We start from the raw sequence: 24,900 nt of genomic DNA on the forward strand, positions 1-24,900 counted from the left end.
GCCTACCGGGCTGGTAATGTGATTCGGGTTGGGCGGGCGGCGGCCGGCCATCCCAAACCCCCCCGTCACGCCCTGGGGGTGGCCGGCCCGCGGCCGGCACTACCCGTTGGTTCAGAGCGCTTCGAGCTGCTTGCGCAACGCAGCCAGCTGCGCGCGCAGGGTGTCGTTCTCGCGGGTCAGCGCGACCACGCGGCGGCGCAGCGCCGGGGCATCCTCGCCCAGCTGCTCCAGTGCCGACAGCACCTCGGCGTCGCGGCTGGCGATCTGCTCTTCGTCCGCTTCCTCGAAGTCCATCTCGGCTGCTTCCGGCTTCGGTGCACGCGGCTTGCGCTTGGACTCGCGCACGCGCTTGGCGGCCTGCTTCAGCTCATCCTTGCCACCGGCGGCAGCGGCGCGCTGCTCGTCTTCCGGCAGGTCGGCCACGGCAGCAGCAGCGCTGATCGAGATCACGCCGGCCTTCACCGCTTCCACCACCTCGGCCGCGGCCTGGGCGTGGATGCGTTCGATCATGCCGACCTGGCTGGTGCTCAGCTTGGCCTCGCGGGCCAGCTCGGCGCGGCTGATCTTCGGTGCCGGTTCCCACGGCGGGCTGTCCTCACCCGCGTCCTCGATGGCTTCGGCGGTGCCGTCGCTCTCGCGCTGCAGCTGCGCCTGCTCGATCTGCTTGCGGGCGGCCAGGATGTCGCGCTTGCGCAGCGCCAGCACGCCGCGCTGGAAGTCGGACACGCTGCGGCGGCCCAGGTGCTGCTCGATCATCCACAGGTGCACGTCTTCCATGCTCTGGAAGCGGGTGTTCTGCACGGTATTGAAGGGCAGGCCATGCTTCTGGCAGATGCCGAAACGGTTGTGGCCATCGACCAGCACATCACCCCACAGCACCAGCGCATCGCGGCAGCCTTCGGCCAGGATGCTGCGCTCCAGCGCGTCATGTTCGTCCGCGGTCAGCGGGTCGATGTAGGCCTTGAGTTCTTCTTTGACGACGATATCCATGGGCACGGCAGCGAGCAGGAGCGGAACCGCCCATTGTACCCGCTCGCCACCGCCGGCCCGGGCTCAGGCGGTGGCCCGGATCATCTCGCCCAGGGTGCCGGTGATCTGGTCGATCTGTGCCTTGTCCACGATCAGAGGTGGCGACAGCGCGATGATGTCGCCGGTACAGCGCACCAGCAGCCGGCCGTCCTGGAAGCAGCGCCGGAACACCTCGTAGCCACGGCTGCCGGGGGCATCGCGGCGCGGCGCCAGCTCGACCGCGCCGACCAGCCCGAAGTTGCGGATGTCGATCACGTTGGGCAGGCCCTGCAGCGCGTGCAGCCGTTCCTGCCAATATTCGCCCAGTTCGATGGCACGCTCGAACAGGCGCTCCTCGGCATAGACCTCCAGCGTGGCCAGCGCTGCGGCGCAGGCCAGCGGATGGCCGGAATGGGTATAGCCATGGAACAGCTCGATGGCCTGCGGCGGTGCCTGCATCAGGGTTGCATGCACGGCGTCGCTGGCCAGCACGCCACCCAGCGGTACCGCGCCGTTGCTGACCGCCTTGGCGAAGGTCAGCAGGTCCGGGGTGACCCCGAAGCGCTGCGCGGCGAAGGGCATGCCGACCCGGCCGAAACCGGTGATGACCTCGTCGAACACCAGCAGGATGCCGTGGTGGTCGCACAGCTCGCGCAGGCGCTGGAGGTAGCCGGGCGCGGGCAGGATCACCCCGGCCGAACCGGCAATGGGCTCGACGAACACCGCCGCGATGGTCGAGGCATCGTGCAGCGCGATCAGCCGTTCCAGGTCGTCGGCCAGCTCCGCGCCCTGGCGTGGCAGGCCCTTGCTGAACGCATTGCGCGGCAGGTCCAGGGTATGCCGCAGGTAGTCCACGCCGCCCAGCTGCAGGCCGAACGCCCTGCGGTTGTTGGGCAGCCCACCCAGCGCCATGCCGCCGAAACCGACCCCGTGGTAAGCCTTCTCGCGGCTGATGAAGCGGGTGCGCTGGCCCTCGCCACGTTGGCGGTGATAGGCCAGCGCGATCTTCATCGCGGTATCCACCGCCTCGGAGCCGGAGCTGGTGAAGAACACATGGTTGAGCGGGGCAGGCGCCAGTGCGGCCAGCCGCTGCGCCAGCGCGAAGGCCGGCGGCGAGCCCATCTGGAAGGCCGGCGAGTAGTCGAGGGTACGTGCCTGCTCGACGATGGCGTCGACGATGCGTGGGCGGGCGTGGCCGGCGTTGCAGCACCACAGGCCGGCAGTGCCGTCGAGGATCTGGCGGCCGTCGACGTCCTCGTAGTGCATGCCTTCGGCGCGTACCAGCAGGCGCGGCGCGGCCTTGTACTGGCGGTTGGCGGTGAACGGCATCCAGTACGCGTCCAGTGACTCGGGACGCTGGGTGGCCAGGTCGTGCAGGTCGCTTTCGGGACGCTTCATGCCAGCTCCATCGGGTCCGATGCGACGAATGTAGCGCAGCCGCGTCACGGTGGAGTCGCGGCGGTCCCGGTATAACCAAAGCTCGTTGACCGCTGGAGCTTCCCATGGCCGATTTCCCCGACCGCAGCCACTGGCAGGCGCTGTCCCTTCAGCTCTCGATGCCGGGCCAGGCCTTCATCGATGGCCGTTATGTCGATGCCGCCAGCGGCGCCCGCTTCGACTGCATCAGCCCGATCGATGGTCGCGTGCTGGGCGCGGTTGCCGACTGCGACGCGCAGGATGTCGAACGCGCGGTACTGGCCGCGCGGCGCAGCTTCGAGGCGGGCCACTGGTCGCAGGCGAGCCCGGCGCATCGCAAGCGCGTGTTGCTGGCGCTGGCCGCGCTGGTGGAGAAGCACGCCGATGAGCTGGCGCTGCTGGAAACCCTGGACATGGGCAAGCCGGTGCGTGACGCACGCCGTATCGACCTGCCCGGCGTGGTGCGGTGCCTGACCTGGACCGCCGAAGCGGTGGACAAGCTGTATGGCGAGATCGCGCCGACTGGCCCGCACGAACTCGGACTGGTCACCCGCGAAGCCGCGGGCGTGGTGGCGGCCATCGTGCCGTGGAATTTCCCGTTGCTGATGGCCTGTTGGAAGATCGCGCCGGCGCTGGCGATGGGCAACTCGGTGGTGCTCAAGCCTTCGGAGCGGTCGCCGCTGAGTGCGCTGCGGCTGGCGGCGCTGGCCGCCGAGGCGGGCCTGCCGGAGGGCGTGCTGAACGTGCTGCCGGGCCATGGCGCGCGCGTTGGCGAACCGCTGGCCCTGCACATGGACGTGGATGTGTTGGCGTTCACCGGTTCCACTGCCACCGGCGCGAAGTTGCTTGAGTATTCCGGGCGATCCAACCTCAAGCGGGTCTGGCTGGAATGCGGCGGCAAGAGCCCGCACGTGGTGTTCGCCGACGCTCCCGATCTGGACGCGGCGGCCAAGGCCGTGGCGCAGGGCATCTTCTTCAACCAGGGCGAAGTCTGTACCGCCGGGTCGCGCTTGCTGGTGCAGCGCTCGATCCGTGAGGATTTCGTGCACCAGGTGGTTGCTTATGGCCAGCACATGCAGCCGCAGCATCCGCTGGACGCCGACGCGCCGATGGGCGCGCTGGTGGACGCCGCGCATCTGGACAAGGTGATGCGGGATATCGCACGCGCCGAAGCTGAAGGTGCCCGCCTGCTGCTGGGGGGGCATCGTGCCGAGGTGGAGGCGGGTGGCAGCTATGTGCAGCCCACGGTGTTCGACCAGGTGCGCCCGGAGCAGGCCTTGGCACGCGAGGAAGTGTTCGGGCCGGTGCTGGCGGTGCTTGGCTTTGACGACGAGGCCGAAGCGGTGCGCCTGGCCAACGACAGCCGCTACGGACTGGCCGCCGGTCTCTGGACACGCGATCTGGGCCGCGCGCATCGGGTTGCGCGCCAGCTGCGCGCCGGCAGCGTATGGGTGAACGGCTGGGATGGCGGCGACATGACCGCACCGTTTGGTGGTTACAAGCAGTCCGGCAACGGCCGGGACAAATCGCTGCACGCCTTCGATAAGTACAGCGAGATCAAGGCCACCTGGATCCAGTTGTAACGACGTGGCTGCTTGACCGCTGTTCGCTCTTTGTAGAGTCGAGCCTTGCTCGACTACTTTTCGTTCTTCGGTAGAGCCGAGCCATGCTCGGCTGCTTCTCGCGAAGAGCAGTCGAGCATGGCTCGACTCTACAGAAGGCAGACAGCTGTCGAGCTACCGGCAGCGGGTACTCACCTGCAGCACTGCCGCACGCAGCATGTCGCGGTCGGCTTCTTCGACGGCGTTCTGGAAATACTCCATGTCCTGCTTGCCCAGCTCGCAGGGGTCGACAATGTACCCCGGTGGCCACAAACCCAGCAGTTGCGCTACGCCATGCACGATCTGCTCCGGCGTCATCTGCCGGCGGATCCGGAAGTAATTGCGGCGCGGCGCGAATGCCGGGTGTATCTCGCGGCGACCAATAAGGCGCGGAGCGACACCCGCAGCGCTGATGCCGTCGCCACCGTCGATGCTGCCCGCCGGGAGGCCCAGGGTCAGCGGCGCCGCAACGGCCGTTTCCTCTGCGGCTGGTAGGGTGGAATCTGTCTGGGCAGCCGGGGCAGGACGTGGCATCGCCGAAGCGGCCGGACGCGTCACCTGTGCGGAGCGCAGGGTAGGCTGTTGAGGCGCCAGCGTCGGCGGTTCCGGCGGCAGCCAGCGCAGCGAGATCCTTGCGTCGTCGTTACTGCGCAGCATGATCCTGCCGCTGCCCAGCAGCCACACTGCCATCAACCCATGCACCAGCAGCACCACCAGCCATGCCGCCATGCGCGGCAGCTTCGGCGAATCGGACCACGACAGCGCGACTGCAGTCATCGGCAAAGCATCCATGCAGGGACCGGTGGCGCAGCCTAGCGGGTGGCCCGAAAAATTCCGTTGGCATCGGTGTCGGCTGAAACCATCGCCCCGTGCGGCCACCGGCCCGTGGCAGAATCGGGCGATCCGCCGTTACCCGTGTTGCCGATGTCGACGATCACCGCTGCCGCGCCGTCCGTGAATTCCCCCAGTCGAGTCCTGCTGGCCAGCCTGATCGGCACCACCATCGAGTTCTTCGATTTCTACATCTACGCCACGGCCGCGGTGCTGGTGTTCCCGCACCTGTTCTTCCCGGACAGCAGCGAACAGGCGGCGCTGCTGCAGTCACTGGCAACGTTCGCGGTCGCGTTCATCGCGCGTCCGGTGGGCTCGGCAGTGTTCGGCCACTTCGGTGACCGTATCGGCCGCAAGGCCACGCTGGTGGCCGCGCTGCTGACCATGGGCCTGTCCACGGTGCTGATCGGTTTGCTGCCGACCCACGCGCAGATTGGCCTGTGGGCCCCCGCGCTGTTGGCGCTGTGCCGCTTCGGCCAGGGCCTGGGGTTGGGCGGCGAGTGGGGTGGGGCAGTGCTGCTGGCCACCGAGAACGCACCGCCGGGCAAGCGCGCCTGGTACGGCATGTTCCCGCAGCTGGGTGCGCCGCTCGGCTTCCTGCTGTCGGCCGGCATTTTCCTGGTGCTCGGCCGCTGCCTGAGCCAGGACGACTTCCTGCAGTGGGGCTGGCGTATCCCGTTTGTGGCCAGCGCACTGCTGGTCGGCCTCGGCCTGTGGGTGCGCCTGAACATCCACGAGACGCCCGATTTCAAGAAGGCGCTGGAGCGCAAGGCGCCGGTGCGGCTGCCGATGTGGACGGTGCTGCGTGACCATCCGGTACCGATGCTGCTGGGCACGCTGGGCGCGTTCGCCACCTTCGTGCTGTTCTACCTGATGACGGTGTTCAGTCTCGGCCATGGCACCGCGGTGCTGGGCTACAGCCGCGAGCAGTTCCTGCTGATGCAGATGGCCGGCATGCTGTTCTTCGCGCTGGGTATCCCGCTGTCGGCGCGCTATGGCGACCGTTGGGGCACGCGACGCACGATGATCGTCGCCAGCATACTGATCGTCGGTTTCGGTGTGCTGTTCGCGCCGCTGTTCCAGCCGCACAGCCCGTGGCTGGTCACTGGCTTCCTGTGCCTGGGCCTGTTCCTGATGGGCCTGACCTACGGCCCCTGCGGCACCTTCCTGGCCGAGATCTACCCGGTGGAGGTGCGCTATACCGGCGCGTCGCTGTCATTCAACCTGGCCGGCATCCTTGGCGCGGCACCGGCGCCGTACCTGGCCACCTGGCTGGCCGAACGCTTCGGCCTGGTCGCGGTGGGTTACTACCTGTGCCTGACTGCGGTGGCGACCCTGTGCGCGCTGGTGGCACTGCACCGGCGCGCCCTGAGGCTCAACCAAAGAAGCGCTTGAGCGTACGCCCCAGCCAACCGCCCCCTTGGTGCTCGCGGGCGAACTGGTTCAGGTGCGCCTTGACCTGTTCGGCATAGGCCTGGTCATCACCGCGTATGTGATTGAACAGCCAGCGTGAGAGCATGGTGCGCAGTTCGTCGCTGATGTCCTCGCCGGCCTGGAAGCGCATGCGGTATTCCGATACCCGCTTGATGAAGACCTCATGCACGCGCTTGTGCGCGGCACAGAACGGGTAGCCCGCTTCTTCCATCAACTCTTCTTCGAACGCGAAGTGCGACATGGTGTAGTCCACCACCTCGTCGATCACTTCACCCACCGCCGCACGCTGCATGCTGGCCTGGGCCACGTGCAGGTGGTTGAGCATTTCGATGATGCGGCGGTGTTGTTGGTCGATCACATCGATGCCGATGTTCAGATCGTCCTGCCAGACCAGTAGTGCCATCCCCGGCTCCCCTTCATGCGTATGTCGGGGCCGACTGTAGAGCCGCCGCGCGGGTGCGGCGTTGATCTGGATCAAAGCGGGCCGGTCAGGGCAGGGCCGGCTCGCGCGGGCGCAGCGGGCTGGCCACCGTGGTGCAGCTGACCCGGTTGCGGCCACCGGCCTTGGCCAGGTACAGCTGGCGGTCGGCCTCGGAGATCAGCCGGTGCAGCGCATCACGCTGCGGGCGCAGGCAGCACAGGCCGATGCTGACCGTCATGCGAAGCGTCGCGGTGCCAATGTCCACTTCCAGTGCGGCGATGCGCTGTCGCAGTTCCTCGAAGTACTGCAGTGCCTCGTCCTGTTCCATGTCCGGCACCAGCAGGCAGAACTCCTCGCCACCGAAGCGTGCGATCAGGTCCTGGCTGCGTGCATGCGCGGCCACCGCACCGGCCACCGCACGCAGCGCATCGTCGCCGGCCTCGTGGCCGTGGGTGTCGTTGATGTGCTTGAAGTGGTCGATGTCGATCATCGCCACCGCCACGCACTGGCCATGCAGCTGCAGCTGTGGCAGCTGGCGCTGGCTCTGTTCCAGGAAGCAGCGGCGGTTGGGCAGACCGGTAAGGAAGTCTCGGGTGGCCAGATCCTGCAGGGTGCCGATCAATTCCAGCTGGTCCACGTTCTGCGAGACCCGGCAGAAGAATTCCTCGCGCGAGAATGGCTTGCGCAGGAAGTCGTTGGCACCGTTCTTCAGGAAGCGCGGGATCAGCGAGGCGTCGGTGTTGCCGGAGATACCGATCACCGCCACCTTGTCGCGCGAGCGCAGGGTGCGCAGGCGGCGGGTGAATTCCACGCCCTGCATGCCGGGCATTTCCTGGTCGACCACCGCCAGGCGGATCGCCGGATGCGCCTCGATCGCGGCCAGGCCCTCGTTGCCATCGGCCGCTTCGTGCACCTCATGGCCGTACATGCGCAGCAGGGCGGCGGCATAGCCGCGCGCGGACGGCGAATCGTCCACCACCAGCGCCGCGATGCGGCGGTTGCGTTCCAGCCGCTGCACCAGCCACACCAGGTAGTCGATGCTGCCGGGGGTGTTCTTCAGTACGTAGTCGATGATCTGCTGCTGCAGCACGCGCTTGCGCAGGTCCTCGTCGTACACGCCGCTGACCACCACGGTCGGCAGGTCGCGCTTGAGGAAGAACTCGACCACCGCATCGCGGTCGCCGTCGGCCAGCACCAACCCGGTCAGCACCAGGAACCAGCCGCCACCCTCGCTCAGCAGGCGATCGGCCTCGGCCAGGGTGGAGGCGATCACCACCGGCAGTTCCAGGCGCTGCTCGATGGCCTCGCGCAGCATGCCGGTGAACGCACGGGAGTTTTCGACCAGCAGGATCCGCTGTGGCAACGGATCGGCCAGGTCGCCATCGACGGCGGCCTGCGGCAGGACGGGCATGATGCGGTGGCTCACGAAGGAGGGCTCGGCACGGATAGCGGCGGTTTCGGGTGTAACTTTAGGACGAAAACGTCCGTGCTCGTCGTTTAGCCTATTGCTCAGATGGGAAGCGGTTAGTATCAGCTGGAGGTTCTCGACTTCAACTTCGACCTGGAGGTCACTGTGCGATTTTCATGTTTTGGTGCGGCCACTGGATTTCTGATGCTTGCCGCTGCCCCGGCAATCGCGGGCGGTCCCTCGGATTTTCATGGGAAGCCATTGGCTACGGCTGGGTTGGGGCAGGCCAGTCCGGCTGCAGTCAATCTCAGCCAGGATCCCAGCTGGCAGCTGTATGGATTCCAGCGTGACGGCATCACCTATTTGCAGGTGAACGACCTCCTCGGAAACGTGCAGTTGATCATCGGCAACGCAGGTGGGGCCTACTGGGTGCTGCCGGCAGGCAACAATGTGGCTAGGGTTTCGCTGCCCCAGCAGAAGATCCAGATACCGGCAGGCGCCAGCCGCTCGCAGATCTACAGCGGCAGCGATTTTTCGCTGGTGCGTTATCGTAGTGGCGGCGAAGTCATCTGGTCGGTTGAAACACCGTAAAGGCGCAGAAGTGCGCAGCGGCGTCGGGATCTTCTGCGCCGCTGCGCTTGCCGCGATGAACGCGGGCAGAGGGCGATTATGGTAAGGCCGGCCTTTTGGCGGACACCGGCCATCAGATCTGGGTCTGCGAGTTTCCTTGTCCGGAGGTCGTCACGTGATCCATAGCGTTGAACGACGCAATGCCGATGGCGGCGGAGTCCCCCGTTTCCACCATCGCCATTCGTATCCGATTCCGATGGCACTGCACTGTTCCGCCATAGGCGATCGTTCGGCCAGCCAAGCGCTCGACAGTGGCGGTGACAGTGGACGGCGACAGGCTGCGGTATGAATCCAGCAGTGCGACCGTCATCAGGATGCCGCGGCGTCCTCCTCTCCTGCCGCAACGCACGCGGATGCTGATCTGGCCGGATTCACTGTTGATCAACAGCGAAACGGCATCGGTGAGGGCGCGATAGGCGGCCAGCTGCAGGCCGACACTGAGCTGACAGGGATCGCCGAGCAATCGAGGGCGCATCACGCGATGGCTCAGGTCCCAGGTTTCGCGTACGCCGCCGGCCTGTAGGGCGACGTAGAGCCCAAGATGTTCCAATGCTGCGGGGTAGACCATGCTGGTTTGTTCGCGGAATTGTCGCGAATGGACCGAAGCCATATGCAGGAGACTGTTCGCTATCGTGGGATGGCCATGCGCATTGAGCCAATTCACTACCTCGCCGAGCGAGGTGTCGATGCCGTCCCCCAGCTTCCTCAGGTGCCGCGCGCGCTCACGGAGATCAAGCTCGCTTGCGACCAGTGAATTCCGCGCGTGCTTGAGCGCATCTCTTTCACCCACTTCGCCCAATCGCGAACGGTGGTAATAGTGGGTGATGCGCGACCCTAACACCAGCAGTGCAGCGCCGGTGACCGCCATGATCTGCTGGGTCGCGAACGCAGCTGGATCGAATGCACCCGTATAGGGGCTTGGGGTGGTCAGGCCAATGATCAGGTTGAGCGACGGTACTCCGATCGCCGCACCTCGCCAGCCATACAGACAGGTGAGCACGACGACCGGCAGAGCCATCAGCAGCTGCATCGATGTCTTGGCGTTGGCTTCATCCAGGGGGAGCTGTGCGGCATACAGGCCAATCATCGCCATCAGCGTCAGGGCAGCGAGTGCAGGCGGGGCGAAACCTGATGTCCAACGGGCGTTGCCGGTCCGGCGTGTCCACAGCAACGCAAGCGGTGCAAGGGTTAGTATGCCGATGAAGTCGCCAACGACCAAGCGCGCGATGCTGGCAAGCACCGGCATCTCCGGCGGTGTCGGCCACAGAAGGTGCGCCAACATCAGATTGAGCGCTGTGACGACCATGGCCGAAGCCGCCGCGACTGAAATCAGCCACGCATTCTTCGTGGTCACCATCATTTTCCGGTGCAGATGCACGATCAGCATCACTGCAGGCATCAGCAGTGCCGAACCAAGCACTATCCAGGCCAGTCCATACTTCTCGATCATTGGCACGCGCATCTGTGCAAAGTAGGCGTATTCGCCCAGCAGCAGATACGGCCACCATCGAGGGGGAAACAACAGCACCGCAGCCACGCGGACGCCGGCGGGCAGGTAGAACTGGTCGAGCGACAACTGGCGAGACGCCCAGCATGCGATGGCGTACAACAGCGCAAGGACCAGCCCCGCCGGGCGGATACGCAACTTCAACTGCAGGCCTTCATTCCACCAGTTCAATCGCACATCTCCCTCTAGTACGTTCCCTGTCAGTATCCATTCGCCGCGGGACCCGGTTCTGAGGGACGGTATCGGCATGAAATAGATAATGCAATTGCCGATGCGATCTGCCGATCAAATGAGAATTCCGTCACGCCCTCCTGGATGAGTGCTCTTCACATGCCGTGGAGGACCAGGAATTGCCGGTTCTTCGGAATCTCTCCGTGTCAGCTCACTGCTTCACCACAACGCATCCCGCAATTTGTACCAGGACATCGCCGCCACCAGCAGCGGCGTGCGCAGCAGCCGGCCACCGGGGAAGGGCGCATGCCGCAGGCGCTGGAACACGTCCAGACGCTCGCTCTGGCCGGCAATGGCGGCGGCGATCACCTCGCCGGCCAGCCCGGCGGCGGCCACCCCATGGCCGGAGAACCCCTGCGCGAAGTACAGGTTGCCGTCCAGCCGGCCCCAATGCGGGGCGCGGTTGCGGGTAATGTCCACATAACCACCCCAGACCTGGTCCAGTGCCACGTCGGCCAGCTGCGGGAACACCTGGTGCATGCGCCGCTGCATCACCCCGCGCAGGCCGGGTGGGGGCAGGGCCGAGTAGCTGGCGCGGCCGCCGAACAGCAGCCGGTGGTCGTGGCTGAGGCGGAAGTAGTCCAGAGCCCATGCGGTGTCGGCCACGGCCATGTTGTTGCCGATCAGCGCCCGGGCGCGTTCAGCACCCAGCGGTTCGCTGGCGCCGATATAGGTGCCGACCGGCATGATCCGCCGCTCCAGCACGGGCAGCAGGCCCTGCAGCCAGGCGTTGCCGGCCACCACCAGATGCGCAGCGCGCACGCTGCCCTGAGCGGTATGCAGGGAAGGCTGTGGTCCCCGCTGCACGCGGGTCACCGCGGAGTTCTCGTGGATCACCACGCCGGCGGCGCGCGCCGCATCGGCCAACCCGCGTGCATACGCCAGCGGTTGCAGGTGCGCGCTGAGCGGGTCGAACATCGCGGCGCGGTAGCGTGGGCTGTCCAGCTGCGCGCGCAGGGCATCACGGTTCCACCATTGCATCGGGTAGTCGTAGTGGCGCTGCAGGTGCTCGCAGTTGGCCAGTAGTTCACGCTCATGCCGTTCGCGGATGGCGACGCTGGCATGGCCTTCCACCCAATGGCAGTCGATGCCGTGGCGATCGATGCGGGTGCGCATCGCCTGCACCGCGTCACGCGACCAGTCGAACAGGTGGCGCGCATCGTCGCGGCCGAGCTGGCGCTCCAGCTCGCCCACCTCGCAGCCATAGCCCACCAGCGCCTGGCCACCGTTGCGACCGGACGCGCCCCAACCGATCCGCTGCGCGTCCAGCACCACCACGCGCTGGCCACGCGTAGCCAGTTCCAGTGCTGCGGTCAGGCCGGTGTAGCCCGCGCCAAGCACTGCGACATCGGCCTGCACATTCCCCTGCAGCGAGGGAAGTGCGGGCGGCTCGGGCAAGCTGGCGGCGTACCAGCTGGGCGGGAAGGCGGCGCTCATCGCAGGCCTTGCGGGCGCAGTACGGACGGGCGGAGCGGGGGAGGGCGATCAGCGTTCACGCGCTTAGTTTCGCCGATGCGTGACGGCCATGGTGTGACGGCGACGACTTGCCGCGTTCGCCGGGCGACGGGTAACGTGTCGGCACGCCAAGGAGTTTTCCCATGCGCCGCCTGCCCTGGGTGGGCCTGCCCACCGACAGCACCGTGCTCGGCCATCACCGCTTTGCGGTGGCCGGCGAGAAGTACGTGCGCGCGCTGGCCGAGGCGGCCGAGGTGACCCCGGTTGTGTTGCCGAGCCTGCGGCCTCCTTTGCCGGCTGGCGAATGGCTGCAGGGGCTCGATGGCCTGCTGTTGACCGGCGCGGTCAGCAACATCGAACCGCAGCACTATGAGGGCGGCCGCAGCTGGCCAGGCAATCCGCACGACCCGGCGCGCGATGCCAATGCCTTTGCGTTGCTGCACGAGGCGCTGGCGCTGGATCTGCCAGTGCTGGCGATCTGCCGCGGCTTCCAGGAAGTGAATGTCGCGCTCGGTGGCAGCCTGCATCCGCAGGTGCATGCGGTGCCGGGCCTGGCCGACCACCGCGAAGACCCGCAGGCGCCGGTGGAGGTGCAGTACGGGCCGGCCCACACGGTCACCCTGGCCGCTGATGGCTGGTTGGCGCGGTGGAGCGGCAGTGACCGGACGCAGGTCAATTCGGTACACGGGCAGGGTATCGCCCGCCTGGCGCAGGGGCTCCAGGTCGAAGCCGTGGCCGATGATGGCCTGGTCGAGGCGGCACGCAGCCTGCACCATGGTTTCGTGCTCGGCGTACAGTGGCACCCGGAGTGGCGTGTCATGGATTCGCCGTTCTATCACGCTATTTTCCGTGCGTTCGGCCAAGCTTGCCGGCAGCACCAACAGAACCGACTGGATTCCCGATGAGTTCCCGAACGCGCCCGCGCAAGACGGCTACGCCCCCCGCACCGCAGGAAAGCAGTCTGCTGCGTTGGCTGAAGGAGCGGCGCATCACCGAGGTCGAGTGCCTGGTGCCGGACATCACCGGCAACGCGCGCGGCAAGATCATTCCGGCTGACAAGTTCTCGCACGACTACGGCACGCGGCTGCCCGAAGGCATCTTCGCCACCACCGTCACCGGCGAGTTCCCTGACGATTACTACGACCTGACCTCGCCGTCGGACTCGGACATGATGCTGCGCCCCGATCCGGACACGGTGCGCATGGTGCCGTGGGCGGCCGATGCCACCGCGCAGGTCATCCACGATTGCTACACCAAGAGCGGTGAGCCGCACGAGCTGGCACCGCGCAACGTGCTGCGCCGCGTGCTGGCGGCCTACGCCGAGCTGGGCCTGCGCCCGGTGGTGGCGCCGGAGCTGGAGTTCTTCCTGGTGCAGAAGAACACCGACCCGGACTTCCCGCTGCTGCCACCGGCCGGCCGCTCCGGGCGTCCGGAAACCGCGCGGCAGTCGTACTCGATCGATGCGGTCAACGAATTCGACCCGATTCTCGACCTGATGTACGACTACGCTGATGCGATGAAGCTGGACGTGGACACGCTGATCCACGAATCCGGCGCGGCACAGCTGGAGGTCAACTTCACCCATGCCGATGCGATGGACCTGGCCGACCAGGTATTCCTGTTCAAGCGCACCATGCGCGAAGCGGCGATGCGCCACGGGGTGTATGCCACGTTCCTGGCCAAGCCGATGGAAAACGAGCCGGGCAGCGCCATGCACATCCACCAGAGCCTGGTGCGGGTGAGCGATGGCAGCAATGTGTTCGCCGGTGAGACCCATGCCGAGGGCGAGTTCAGCCCGGTGTTCGGCCACTACCTGGGCGGCCTGCAGAAGTACGTGCCGCAGGCGATGGCCTTCTTTGCGCCGAACGTGAATTCCTATCGCCGGCTGGTGTTCGGCGAGGTCTCGCCGAGCAACGTGCACTGGGGCTATGACAACCGCACCTGCGGGCTGCGTGTGCCGCTGGACACGCCGGAGAACATGCGCGTGGAAAGCCGTTTCGCCGGGTCCGATGCCAACCCGTACCTGGCGATGGCGGCGACCCTGGCCTGCGGCCTGCTGGGCATCCGCGAGCGGCTGGCACCGGATGCGCCGGTGACCGGCAGCGCCAAGGAACTGGGCTACAACCTGCCGCGCTCGCTGGGCGAAGCGCTGGACGGGCTGGAGCAGTGCAGCGAGCTGCAGGCCCTGCTGGGCGAGCGCTTCTGCCGTGCCTACATCTCGGTCAAGCGCAAGGAATACGAGACCTTTTTCCGTGTCATCAGTTCGTGGGAGCGCGAGTTCCTGCTGCTGAACGTCTGAGCATCTGGAATAGAAAAATCCGCCGCCGGGGGGTAGGCTGGCACCCGTTGCCGGCCCCGCCGGCCCCCCTTCCCGCATTCTGGAGCACCCGATGAAGCTGCGTATCCTCACGCTCGGCCTGGCCTCCGCCATGCTCGCCGCCTGCAGCGGTGGCAACGGCGGCGCGCAGGACAGCCAGGTCCTGAACGTCTACAACTACAGCGATTACATCGCCGAGGACACCATCCCGACCTTCGAGAAGGAGAGCGGCATCAAGGTGACCTACGATGTGTTCGACAGTGATGAGATGGTCGAGACCAAGCTGCTGGCCGGCAACAGCGGCTACGACGTGGTGGTGCCGACCCTGAACTTCTTCGGTCGCCAGATCCAGGCCGGCGTGTTCCTGCCGCTGGACAAGAGCAAGATCCCGAACCTGGCCAACCTCGATCCGGCGGTGATGAAGCGCATCGCCACCCAGGACCCGGGCAACCAGTACGGCGTGCCGTACATGATCGGCACCACCGGCATCGGCTACAACGTGGAGATGCTGAAGCAGCGCTTCGGCGGCAGCACCGACATCGCCAACAGCTGGGACCTGGTGTTCAAGCCGGAGAACATCAGCAAGATGAAGGACTGCGGCGTGACCATCCTGGACACGCCGGCGGACATGATTCCGATCGCGCTGCATTACCTGGGCCTGGACCCGCACAGCGGCGACCCGGCCGAGCTGCAGAAGGCGGCCGACCTGCTGAAGTCGATCCGCCCTTACGTGCAGAATTTCCACTCCTCGCAGTACGTGGGTTCGCTGGCCAATGGCGGCACCTGCCTGGTGGTGGGCTGGTCGGGTGACATCATCCAGGCCCGCGACCGCGCCGAGGAAGCCAGCAATGGCGTGCACGTGGCCTACTCGATCCCGAAGGAAGGCGCCCCGCAGTGGTTCGACATGCTGGCGATCCCGAAGGACGCCAAGCATCCGGAAGCCGCGTACGCCTTCATCAATTACCTGCTGCAGCCGAAGGTTGCCGCGGCCAACACCAACTTCATCCACTACGCCAACCCGGTGCCGACCGCGACCCCGCTGGTGGATGAGGCGATCCGTACCGACCCGACCATCTACCCGCCGGCCGACGTGGCCGACAAGATGTTCACCTATTCGATCAATACGCCGGAAACCGACAAGCTCTACACCCGGCTGTGGACCGAGGTGAAGACCGGCCGTTAAGCCGGTCTGGCGCCGCCGGGCCATGCCCGGCGGATTGCTTCATCCTTGGCCGGGCGCGGTACTGCCGCCCTGGTCAAGGTGCCGCAGGATCGCCGGCAACAGGTCACGTGCATCGCGACCGCCGTTGCACAGGAACGACGAACTCATCCGCTGCAGGTTGTGCATGCCGATGAAGAACAGCCCCGGATGCGGTGAAACGCCGAACTCGCCGAGCGGATAGCCATGTGCGTCCAGCACGCCCTGCACGTCGAGCCACGGCCATTCGGCGACGAAGCCGGTGGCCAGCACCACCGAACGGATGCCTTCCGTCCGCAGATCCAGTTCACGCGGGGCGGCGTCCGGCTCCCAATGCAGATAGACCTCGTCGGGAATGTAGCGGGCATCGTCGGTGCGCGGTTCGGGCCGCGTGGCGTAGTACGCGCTGGCCAGCGAATCGAGATAGGCATATTCGGTCCGTGTCGCCTCGATCGCGGTGCGCAGCTGCGGGCGCACATCGGCGAAGCGGGCGACGTTTCCATCGAAGCCCTGCAACCGACCCAGCAGCCTGATGCCTGCGCGGTGCATCGCCAGCAGGCTGATCGAGCTGCCCAGGCCGGCACGCCCCTTGCCGGAAATCAGCGGGAATTCGGCGGTACGGGCCTTGCGCAGCGCATCCGGTTCTCCGGCCAGGACGGCGGCCGCTTCACTCACATGCTGGTGGATACGCCCGGCCATGTCCCACCAGGTCATCGAGTCCTTGCCGCGCAGCCGGCGGGTATGCGAATGCCGCTGGGCCAGTGACCAGTGCACGCTGCGACCGCTGTCGCGCAGGTCCTGGGCGATCTGCGCGCCGGACTGGCCGCCACCGATGACCAGCACGCCGCCGTCGGGCAGCTGGCGGGGGCTGCGGTAGTCGCCGGAGTGCAGCACCGTCAGACCCCGCGCGGGCGCGAACGGGACCCGGGGCATCCGCGCGCGCCGGTACTCGCCGGTGGCGACCACAACCGCCCCAGCGCGGATCAATCCGTGGCTGGTTTCGATGGCATAGCCGCCCGATTCGGGCGTGACCCGCTGAACCGCACAACCTTCGCTGATCGGCAACGAACGTTCGTCGGCATAGTCGCGCAGCCGCCGGATCACCTCCGGGGCCCCCATGAAACCTTCCGGGTCGTCACCCGCATAGGCATGGCCGTGCAGGGCCATCGTCGCGTTGGCGGTGTTGGTCTGGAACGAATCCCAGCGCCGCTGCCAGCTGGCGCCCACGGTTTCGGCCTCCAGCACGCGATGCTCGACGCCGGCTTCCTGCAGGAGCGCGCTGAGGGACAGCCCGGCCTGGCCGGCGCCGATGATGACCAGCGGCAGCGTTGCAGGCAGGGAGCCCGGCATGCGGGGCGGGAAAGGGGAGGGGCGGTCCGGGGAAGTCACCAGGATGGGTCCATGCAGGGGCTTGATCCGGGCCATTGCGCGGGGAATGCCCCGGGCCTTCAACAGATCCGGTTCTGAAAAACGTTGCAGATCGAGGCGTCGCCTGTGGTGTCTGGCCGGGACGACCGCAGGGGCGTCCAGGGGAGCCCGGGCCTTTGCGCGGACAGGCCACCATGGCGGGGGAAAACCGACACTCCCAGGGCCCCCGGGGCTGGCCAGCGGCCGCTTCCGCCTGCCGCCGTCATATCCCCTGGGCCCCCCGGCCGTTAGAATGGCGGCCGCTGTCCACCGCCCGCTCCCGGAGCCCCCATGCCCGTTGAAGCCCAGCCGGTAGCCACCGTCGTCGACACGACCGGTGCGCCCGGCTATCTCTCCATTCGTGACCTGCGCAAGGAATTCGACGGTTTCGTCGCCGTCGACGACGTTAACCTGGACGTGCGCAAGGGCGAGATCTTTGCCCTGCTCGGTGGCTCCGGCAGTGGCAAATCGACCCTGCTGCGCTGCCTCGGCGGCTTTGAGACGCCTACCAAGGGCAGCATCACCCTCGATGGCCAGCGCCTGGACGCGCTGCCGCCGTACCAGCGGCCGGTCAACATGATGTTCCAGTCCTACGCCCTGTTCCCGCACATGACGGTCGAGCAGAACATCGCCTTCGGCCTGAAGCAGGATGGCCTGGGTAAGGACGCGATCAACAAGCGCGTCGGCGAGATGCTGGACCTGGTGCAGATGGGGCACCTGGGCAAGCGCAAGCCGCATCAGCTGTCCGGCGGCCAGCAGCAGCGCGTGGCGCTGGCGCGGTCGCTGGCCAAAGGGCCGAAGCTGCTGTTGCTGGACGAGCCGATGGGCGCGCTGGACAAGAAACTGCGCTCGCAGATGCAGCTGGAACTGGTCAGCATCATCGAATCGTCGGGTGTGACCTGCGTGATGGTCACCCACGATCAGGAAGAAGCGATGACCATGGCCACCCGCATCGCGGTGATGGATGCCGGCTGGATCCAGCAGGTCGGCAAGCCGGACGAGGTCTACGAGCAGCCGGCCAACCGCTTCGTCGCCGAGTTCATCGGTTCGGTCAACCTGTTCGACGGGGTGATCGACGAGGACCTTCCCGAGTACGTGACCGTGCGCTCGCCGCTGTTCCCGGCGCCGATCTACATCGCCCATGGCATCACCGGCTATGAAGGGCAGCCGGTCGCGTTCGCGCTTCGCCCGGAAAAGGTGATGATCGGCAAGGACGAGCCGGAAGGGCACACCAACAAGGCACAGGGCGTGATCGAGGACATTGCCTATTTCGGCAGCCACTCGGTGTACCACGTGCGCCTGCCCAGCGGTGCCAAGGTGCTGGCCAACTTCGCCAACTCGCAGCGCTGGGCCAGTGATGGCCTCACCTGGGGCGACGAGGTGTGGGTGCACTGGCGCGACAACGACGGCGTGGTGCTGACCTCATGAGCGTCGCCGGCCTGAAGCGCTGGTTGCCGGGGCTGCGTGCCACGGTGATCGGCATTCCGTATCTGTGGCTGCTGCTGTTCTTCGCAGTGCCGTTCCTGATCGTGCTGATGATCAGCTTCTCGCTCAGCCGGGTCGGCTCGCCGCCGTACACCTGGCTGCTGCAGTACGCCGACGGCGGCTTCTCGCTGAAGCTGAACCTGGAAAACTACCTGGCGCTGTTCCGCGATTCGATCTATGCGCAGGCGTTCCTGAGCTCGATCAAGATCGCGGCGATCTCTACTTTCCTGACCCTGCTGATCGGCTACCCGATGGCCTATGCCATCGCCCGCCTGTCGCCCGCCGCGCGCAACGTGGCAATGATGCTGGTGGTGCTGCCGTCGTGGACCTCGTTCCTGATCCGCGTGTATGCATGGAAGGCGATCCTGGACCGCAACGGCCTGCTCGACCAGTTCCTGCAGTTCACCGGCCTGCAATCGCTGATGACCAGCATGGGCCTGCCCAAGCTGCAGCTGATCGACACCCCGACCGCCGCCTATATCGGCATCGTCTACTGCTACCTGCCGTTCATGGTGCTGCCGCTGTACGCCAATCTGGTCAAGCATGACCACCGCCTGCTGGAAGCCGCCTACGACCTTGGTGCCAAGCCGTGGCAGGCGTTCCTGCGCATCACCCTGCCGCTGTCCAAGGCCGGCATCATCGCCGGCTGCATGCTGGTGATGATTCCGGCCATTGGTGAATTCGTGATCCCGGAAATGCTGGGTGGCTCGGAGACGCTGATGGTGGGCCGCCAGCTGTGGAACGAGTTCTTCAACAACCGCAACTGGCCGGGCGCCTCGGCGATGGCGGTGGCGATGATCCTGTTGCTGCTGGTGCCGATCCTGCTGTTCAACCGTTCCCAGCAGCGCCTGCTGGAAGGGAAGCAGGCATGAGTCCGCGTAGCGCAAAGGGCCTGGGGCTGGGCGTGCTGCTGCTCGGCTTCGCCTTCCTGTACCTGCCGATCCTGCTGTTGATGTTCTATTCGTTCAACAGCTCGCGGCTGGCGATGGTCTGGGCCGGGTTCTCCACCCGTGCCTACAGCGACCTGTTCGCCGACCGCGCGCTGATGGATGCGATGTGGACCAGCCTGGTGGTGGCGTTCTGGACCGCTTGTACCGCCACCGTGCTGGGCACGCTGGCGGCGATGGTGATGACGCGCTTCAAGCGCTTCCGTGGCAAGCCGCTGTTCGGCGCGCTGGTCACCGCGCCGCTGGTGATGCCGGATGTGATCCTGGGCTTCTCGTTGATGGCGCTGCTGGCCTCGATGGGCGCGATTCCCGGCTTCCCGGCGCGCGGCCTGACCACCATCTGGATCGCCCATGTCACCTTCACCCTGTGCTTCGTCACCGTGGTGGTGTCCTCGCGGCTGCAGGAAATGGACCTGTCGCTGGAAGAGGCGGCGATGGACCTGGGCGCCAGCCGGTTGACTGTGTTCGGCCGCATCACCCTGCCGATCATCGCACCGGCGCTGGTGGCGGGCTGGCTGCTGGCGTTCACTCTGTCGCTGGATGACGTGGTGGTGGCCAGCTTCGTCGCCACGCCGGGCTCGACCACGCTGCCGATGAAGGTGTTCGCCTCGGTGCGCATGGGCATCAGCCCGAAGATCAACGCACTGGCCACCCTGCTGGTGTCGGCGGTGTCGATCGCCGCGGTGATCGGCTGGTACATCAACGCCCGCGCCGAGAAACGGCGCCAGCGCGACCTGCAGCTGGCGCGGCAGGAAAACGGCTGAGCACACGGTTTGTCGACAGCGTCGGCAACATCCGGCTCACGGCCGGCGGCGCACAATGGGGGTCTTCCAGATGGAGATCCCCCATGACCGTCGAGATTGTCGACCCGGCCACCGGCCAGGTGACCTACCGCCATGAACTGATGGGTGCTGCCGACATCGAGCAGCGCCTGCAGGCTGCTGCCGATGCCTTCCCCGGCTGGGCCGAGCGCTCGCTGCAGGAGCGGGGGGCGATCCTCAAGCAGATCGCTGGCCAACTGCGTGCGCGCCGCGATGATCTGCAGCAGGCGATGACCCACGAGATGGGCAAGCTCAAGGCGGAGGCGCTGGCCGAGGTCGACAAGTGCGCGGCGACCTGCGAGTTCTACGCCGACCACGCCGCTGATTACCTCAAGCCGCAGCTGATCGACACCGAAGCACAGCGCAGCTATGTGCGCTACGAGCCGATCGGCTGCGTGTTCGCGGTGATGCCATGGAATTTCCCGATCTGGCAGGTGTTCCGTTTCCTCGCGCCAGCCTTCATGGCTGGCAACGTGGCCCTGCTCAAGCACGCCAGCAACGTGCCGCAGTGCGCCGACCTGATCCTGGCGGTGTGCCGTGACGGCGGCCTGCCTGATGGCGTGTTCGACGTGCTGCACATCGACAACGACCAGGCCGCCGACGTGCTGCGCGACGCACGGGTGAAGGCGGTGACGCTGACCGGCAGCGAGCGGGCAGGGCGCTCGATCGCCTCCAATGCCGGCAGCCAGCTGAAGAAGTCGGTGATGGAGCTGGGTGGCAGCGATGCCTTCGTGGTGCTCGACGATGCCGACCTCGACAAGACCGTGGCCGCGGCAGTGAAGTCGCGCTTCGACAACAGCGGGCAGACCTGCATCGCGGCCAAGCGCTTCATCGTGGTCGAGGCGGTGGCCGATGAATTCACCCGTCGCTTTGTGCAGGCGGCGGGCGAGCGCCAGTACGGCGATCCCGATGAGCGCGGTACCACGCTGGCGCCCATGGCTCGCGCCGACCTGCGTGACGAACTGCACAAGCAGGTGCAGGCCAGCGTGGCCAAGGGCGCGCGGGTGCTGATCGGTGGTGAGCCGATTGCCGGCACCCATGCCGGCTATCCGGCCACGGTGCTCGACCAGGTCGGCCCGGGCATGCCGGCGTATGACGAGGAGCTGTTCGGGCCGGTGGCCGCAGTGATCCGGGTCAAGGATGAGGCCGAGGCACTGCGCGTGGCCAACGACACCCGCTTCGGCCTGGGCGGCAGCGTGTGGACGCGCGATCCAGTGCGCGGCGAACGTTTCGCGCAGCGCATGGAGTGTGGTGCAGCGTTCGTCAACGCCATCGTCAAGAGCGACGCGCGGTTGCCGTTCGGCGGCAGCAAACAGTCCGGTTTCGGCCGGGAGCTGGCCGACCACGGCATCCATGAGTTCATGAACATCAAGACCGTCTACGTGGCTTGATGCCGCTGCTTCTGTAGAGTCGAGCCATGCTCGACTGCGCTTCGCTCGATTCTACGGAATGCGTCGTATAGCAAGTCGAGCATGGCTCGACTCTACAGAAGGCGGGTCATGCGCCACGGCCAACGGTCGTGGCCTACCTGCGCGGTGGGTATCGACCGTTGGTCGATACGCCCTACAACCACTTCGCGCGCTTGAACAACCGGTACAGCCCCACGCACACACCGCCCACGCCCACGATCATCAGCGGGTACGACCACGGCTCGCTCAACTCCGGCATGTGGCTGAAGTTCATGCCGTACCAGCTGGTGATCAGTGTCGGCGCCGCCAGCAGCGCGGCCCATGCACCCAGCCGCTTGACCGTCTCGCCCTGCGCCAGCGTCACCAGCGACAGGTTCACGCTCAGCGCGGTGCCCAGCATCTCACGCAGGGTGTCGATCACATCGCTGATGCGTACTGCGTGGTCGTGGACGTCGCGGATGTACAGCTTCACTTCGTCGGGGATCAGCTCGCCCTGGTAGCGGCGCAGCTGCGCCAGCACATCCTGCAGCGGCGCCACCGCCATCCGCATCTTGTTCAGTTCGCGCTTGAGCTCGTACAGCCGCACCACCGTGCTGCGCTTGTAGGTGTCGGCGAAGATGTCCTTCTCCAGCAGCTCCAGGGTGTCGCGGAAGCGGTGCACGATGGGCAGGTAGTTGTCGACCACGAAGTCGGTCACCGCGTACAGGCAGTACGACGGGCCCATCTTCAGCAGCTGCGGCTCGCGTTCCACCCGCGCACGCACCGGGGCATAGGACAGCGAAGCGCCATGGCGTACCGTCACCAGGAAGCGCGGGCCGAGGAAGGCATGGGTTTCGCCGTACTGGATGCGCTCGTCGACCATCTGCGCGGTGGTCACCACCACGAACATGGAATTGCCGTAGGTCTCGACCTTGGGCCGCTGGTGCGCGTTGCGCGCATCCTCGATGGCCAGGTCGTGCAGGCAGAACTCTTCCTGCAGTTTCAACAGCACATCATCATTGGGGTCGTACAGGCCGACCCAGACGAAGCCGTTGCCACTGGCAATGACATCGCTGATGGCGTCCAGGGTGATGTCGTGGCGTTTGCCCTCGTCATCGTAGTGGACGCAGTTGATGACGCAGGCGGGGTTGGCCGAGGCGGGCGCGGCAGCAGAGGCGGGCAATGACATGCCCGCCATCGTGCGTCAGGGCTGTGTTTTGGACAAGTGAGGAGTACGCCCCAGCACCCATGCCAGCGCGACGTGGACGGGCAGCAGCAGCACGATCCACTGCACGTTGTACTGTGCCTGCAGGCTCAGCCAGTGCAGTACCAGCGCGGCCACCGCCTGTACCGCCAGCAGCCACAGCACGATCCTGAACATGCGGCCCGGCACGCGACGACGCAGCAGGGCGATTGCACCCGGCAACAGCAGCACGGCCAGCGGCGAGAGCAACAGCAGGTTGCGGTTGGCCCATGCGGCGTAGTGGATGCTGAAGCCCCACAGGAACACCAGCACGCCACCAAACAGGGCGCACAGCAGCCAGAACGGCAGGGCCAGCCCGGCCAGCAGGCGCGGGCGGTTGCGCAGCGCCAGCACGCCGCCGGCCACGATCAGCCCGAGCAGCAGCCACGGCCACCAGCGGCGCGCGAATTCCTTCGGCTCCGCATCGATACGATGCGGTAGCAGTTCCTGTTCGGACTGCACCAGCGGACGGCCATCGCTGTTGCGTGCCTGGCGCAGCGCATCGGCCAGGCGCATCGGCACGAAGGCTTCCTGCCAGCGCGACAGCGGCTGGTCGGCGAACGGCCCAAGGCCGACATCGAAGCCCAGCCACATCCACGGTGCCGGCGACGCCAGGCGGACCGATTCACTGCGGTAGGTGTTGCCGCGCGAGCGCCCCGACAGCTGCGACTGCAGGCCGCCACCCAATGCCTTGTCCACCGTGTCGCGCACCATCGTGGCGCAGTTGGCGGTGTAGTAATCGTAGTGGTAGCGCGCGTTTTCCGGCTTGGCCCGCTCGGCCAGGTCGGCGGCCAGCGCACGCGCCTGGTCCGGGCGCAGGTCCAGCCACTGCACGCTGGCGCCACGGCCGGACTCGTCGTAGTAGGACAGGTCCTGCTGCAACGGCAGCGCCACCAGGTAATACATCATGTCGCCGCGTGCGAAGCGGCTGATGAAATCGTCCTCGGACGGATCGAAGTAGCCGAAGTTGTACGAGGTTGCCTCGCCGCTGACCGGATCGACCACGACGATGGCGTCGTGGCCGAAGCGTTCGAAGAACACGGTGCCCGGCTGCATGGTCACCACGCCGATGCGCGGGGCAGGGGCTTCAGCGTTGGTCGCGGGTACGGCAGGTGTGGCTGCGACCGGCTGCGCGAAGGCGGCCAGCGGCAGGGCCATGGCCAGCACGCACAGTGCCAGCCACACCATGAGGATCAGGCCGCGGCGCTTCAAGCGTCGTCCTGCGCGTCCGGCGGCAGCACGGTCACGTGGAAGGCCTGTACCCGGCGCGCATCGGCGCGGGCCACGCGGAACATGAAGCGATCCAGCGCCAGCTCGTCACCGACTTCCGGCAGATGGCCCACGGCCTCGGTGACCAGGCCGCCGATGGTGTCGTAGTCCTCGTCGGAGAACGTCGCGCCGAAGCGCTCGTTGAAGTCGCCGATCGGGGTCAGCGCGTCGACCACGTACTGGCCGTCGGACTGGATGGCGATCTGCGCCGAGGGATCTTCAGCCTCGTCATGCTCATCGTCGATCTCGCCGACGATCTGTTCCAGCACGTCCTCGATGGTGACCAGGCCGGCGACACCGCCGTACTCGTCCACCACGATGGCCATGTGATTGCGCGACAGGCGGAATTCCTTCAGCAGCACGTTGAGCTTCTTCGCTTCCGGGATCAGCACCGCCGGGCGCAGCAGCTCGCGCACGTTGGCCGGGCCGTTGTCGGCAACCACGCCGCGCAGCAGGTCCTTTGCCAACAGGATGCCAAGGATGTCGTCCTTGTTCTCGCCGTGTACCGGGAAGCGCGAATGGCCGGATTCGACCACCTGCTTCATCAGTTCCAGGAAGGGCGCTTCAACCGGCAGCGAGACCATCTGCGAGCGCGAAATCATCACGTCTCCCACGGTCAGCTCGGCCACCGAAATGGCGCCTTCCATCATCTTCAGGGTATCGGCGGCGATCAGACCCTCTTCCTGCGCAGTGTGCAGGACAGCGACCAGCTCGTCGCGGGTATGGGGTTCGCCGGAGAAGGCGGAGGTCAGGCGTTCAAGCCAGCCGCGCTTCTTTTCACTGTGCTCCGCAGGGGAGCTACTACTGTCGTCTTCTGACATCTCTGGAAAAAAGGCACCCGGCAGGCCGGGCGTTGACCCAAGTCTAGCAGGATGTGACGGCC

The 24,900-nt window shown here is 66.5% G+C and carries 21 protein-coding genes; 10 read left to right on the forward strand and 11 right to left on the reverse strand.

From position 1 onward, the window contains the following. Window positions 1–111: 111 nt before the first annotated feature. Together ABE423_RS03370 and ABE423_RS03375 are read right to left on the reverse strand one after the other, a co-directional pair. Window positions 112–990, reverse strand: coding sequence for a plasmid replication/partition related protein (locus ABE423_RS03370; protein ID WP_032127886.1), 879 nt, complete (start codon window positions 988–990; stop codon window positions 112–114). Between the two features lie 63 nt (window positions 991–1,053). Further along, window positions 1,054–2,406, reverse strand: coding sequence for an aspartate aminotransferase family protein (locus ABE423_RS03375; protein ID WP_253143307.1), 1,353 nt, complete (start codon window positions 2,404–2,406; stop codon window positions 1,054–1,056). Between the two features lie 104 nt (window positions 2,407–2,510). On the opposite strand from ABE423_RS03375, the gene ABE423_RS03380 reads away from it, so the two are divergent. Beyond that, on the forward strand, window positions 2,511–4,007 hold the full coding sequence (locus ABE423_RS03380; RefSeq protein WP_180837455.1) for an aldehyde dehydrogenase: 1,497 nt from the start codon (window positions 2,511–2,513) through the stop codon (window positions 4,005–4,007). 153 nt (window positions 4,008–4,160) lie between these two features. Here ABE423_RS03380 and ABE423_RS03385 read toward each other — a convergent pair whose 3' ends face one another. Beyond that, entirely contained in the window at window positions 4,161–4,802 is a 642-nt protein-coding gene (locus ABE423_RS03385; protein ID WP_346484988.1) for a hypothetical protein, read from the reverse strand. Window positions 4,803–4,958: 156 nt separating this feature from the next. Here ABE423_RS03385 and ABE423_RS03390 point away from each other — a divergent pair, with 156 nt between their 5' ends. Beyond that, window positions 4,959–6,251 carry an MFS transporter gene (locus ABE423_RS03390; protein WP_180837502.1) on the forward strand — a complete coding sequence of 431 codons (1,293 nt, stop codon included), beginning with the start codon at window positions 4,959–4,961 and terminating at the stop codon, window positions 6,249–6,251. On the opposite strand, the gene ABE423_RS03395 is transcribed toward ABE423_RS03390, so the two are convergent. Beyond that, entirely contained in the window at window positions 6,232–6,693 is a 462-nt protein-coding gene (locus tag ABE423_RS03395; protein WP_004151683.1) for a bacteriohemerythrin, read from the reverse strand. The two genes, ABE423_RS03390 and ABE423_RS03395, sit on opposite strands and share 20 nt — an antisense overlap. 85 nt (window positions 6,694–6,778) lie before the next feature. After that, entirely contained in the window at window positions 6,779–8,122 is a 1,344-nt protein-coding gene (locus ABE423_RS03400) for a diguanylate cyclase (protein WP_032127881.1), read from the reverse strand. Window positions 8,123–8,323: 201 nt separating this feature from the next. Between ABE423_RS03400 and ABE423_RS03405 the strand changes: the two genes are divergently transcribed. Further along, entirely contained in the window at window positions 8,324–8,710 is a 387-nt protein-coding gene (locus ABE423_RS03405; RefSeq protein ID WP_258015752.1) for a hypothetical protein, read from the forward strand. Between the two features lie 112 nt (window positions 8,711–8,822). Here the strand turns inward: ABE423_RS03405 and ABE423_RS03410 are convergent, their stop codons facing one another. Then, the gene (locus ABE423_RS03410; RefSeq protein ID WP_343205448.1) at window positions 8,823–10,433 is read right to left on the reverse strand and encodes an MASE1 domain-containing protein; all 1,611 of its coding nucleotides are present in this window, start codon (window positions 10,431–10,433) and stop codon (window positions 8,823–8,825) included. 213 nt (window positions 10,434–10,646) lie between these two features. Continuing rightward, on the reverse strand, window positions 10,647–11,924 hold the full coding sequence (locus tag ABE423_RS03415; protein ID WP_180837458.1) for an FAD-binding oxidoreductase: 1,278 nt from the start codon (window positions 11,922–11,924) through the stop codon (window positions 10,647–10,649). Between the two features lie 161 nt (window positions 11,925–12,085). Between ABE423_RS03415 and ABE423_RS03420 the strand changes: the two genes are divergently transcribed. From ABE423_RS03420 to ABE423_RS03430, 3 genes are all read left to right on the forward strand, one after another. Next, complete coding sequence (locus ABE423_RS03420; RefSeq protein ID WP_180837459.1) at window positions 12,086–12,847, forward strand: gamma-glutamyl-gamma-aminobutyrate hydrolase family protein; 762 nt, start codon at window positions 12,086–12,088, stop codon at window positions 12,845–12,847. Continuing rightward, window positions 12,844–14,241 (forward strand): glutamine synthetase family protein, encoded by a 1,398-nt coding sequence (locus ABE423_RS03425; RefSeq protein WP_049423285.1) that lies wholly within the window; start codon window positions 12,844–12,846, stop codon window positions 14,239–14,241. The genes ABE423_RS03420 and ABE423_RS03425 overlap by 4 nt, the downstream gene beginning before the upstream one ends. 91 nt (window positions 14,242–14,332) lie before the next feature. Further along, entirely contained in the window at window positions 14,333–15,442 is a 1,110-nt protein-coding gene (locus tag ABE423_RS03430; RefSeq protein WP_032127877.1) for a polyamine ABC transporter substrate-binding protein, read from the forward strand. A gap of 39 nt (window positions 15,443–15,481) precedes the next feature. On the opposite strand, the gene ABE423_RS03435 is transcribed toward ABE423_RS03430, so the two are convergent. After that, window positions 15,482–16,882 (reverse strand): NAD(P)-binding domain-containing protein, encoded by a 1,401-nt coding sequence (locus ABE423_RS03435; RefSeq protein ID WP_180837460.1) that lies wholly within the window; start codon window positions 16,880–16,882, stop codon window positions 15,482–15,484. A gap of 273 nt (window positions 16,883–17,155) precedes the next feature. Between ABE423_RS03435 and potA the strand changes: the two genes are divergently transcribed. From potA to ABE423_RS03455, 4 genes are all read left to right on the forward strand, one after another. Then, window positions 17,156–18,292, forward strand: a complete 1,137-nt coding sequence (potA, locus tag ABE423_RS03440; protein WP_180837461.1) for a polyamine ABC transporter ATP-binding protein — start codon at window positions 17,156–17,158, stop codon at window positions 18,290–18,292. Continuing rightward, window positions 18,289–19,221 (forward strand): ABC transporter permease subunit, encoded by a 933-nt coding sequence (locus tag ABE423_RS03445; RefSeq protein WP_032130238.1) that lies wholly within the window; start codon window positions 18,289–18,291, stop codon window positions 19,219–19,221. Before potA ends, ABE423_RS03445 begins: the two co-directional genes overlap by 4 nt. Continuing rightward, window positions 19,218–20,060, forward strand: a complete 843-nt coding sequence (locus ABE423_RS03450) for an ABC transporter permease subunit (protein ID WP_032130237.1) — start codon at window positions 19,218–19,220, stop codon at window positions 20,058–20,060. Before ABE423_RS03445 ends, ABE423_RS03450 begins: the two co-directional genes overlap by 4 nt. A gap of 83 nt (window positions 20,061–20,143) precedes the next feature. After that, the gene (locus ABE423_RS03455; RefSeq protein ID WP_180837462.1) at window positions 20,144–21,508 is read left to right on the forward strand and encodes an NAD-dependent succinate-semialdehyde dehydrogenase; all 1,365 of its coding nucleotides are present in this window, start codon (window positions 20,144–20,146) and stop codon (window positions 21,506–21,508) included. Between the two features lie 172 nt (window positions 21,509–21,680). Here the strand turns inward: ABE423_RS03455 and ABE423_RS03460 are convergent, their stop codons facing one another. From ABE423_RS03460 to ABE423_RS03470, 3 genes are read right to left on the reverse strand one after another with little or no spacing between them, the layout of a single operon-like run. Continuing rightward, window positions 21,681–22,703 (reverse strand): magnesium and cobalt transport protein CorA, encoded by a 1,023-nt coding sequence (locus tag ABE423_RS03460; RefSeq protein WP_012510579.1) that lies wholly within the window; start codon window positions 22,701–22,703, stop codon window positions 21,681–21,683. A gap of 6 nt (window positions 22,704–22,709) precedes the next feature. Beyond that, complete coding sequence (locus ABE423_RS03465) at window positions 22,710–23,960, reverse strand: DUF4105 domain-containing protein (RefSeq protein ID WP_346484994.1); 1,251 nt, start codon at window positions 23,958–23,960, stop codon at window positions 22,710–22,712. Beyond that, window positions 23,957–24,838 carry a transporter associated domain-containing protein gene (locus tag ABE423_RS03470; protein WP_005408827.1) on the reverse strand — a complete coding sequence of 294 codons (882 nt, stop codon included), beginning with the start codon at window positions 24,836–24,838 and terminating at the stop codon, window positions 23,957–23,959. The genes ABE423_RS03465 and ABE423_RS03470 overlap by 4 nt, the downstream gene beginning before the upstream one ends. Between the last annotated feature and the right edge of the window lie 62 nt (window positions 24,839–24,900).

The organism is Stenotrophomonas sp. TWI1409, assembly GCF_039673015.1.
GTDB classification, from domain to species: Bacteria; Pseudomonadota; Gammaproteobacteria; order Xanthomonadales; family Xanthomonadaceae; genus Stenotrophomonas; species Stenotrophomonas maltophilia_A.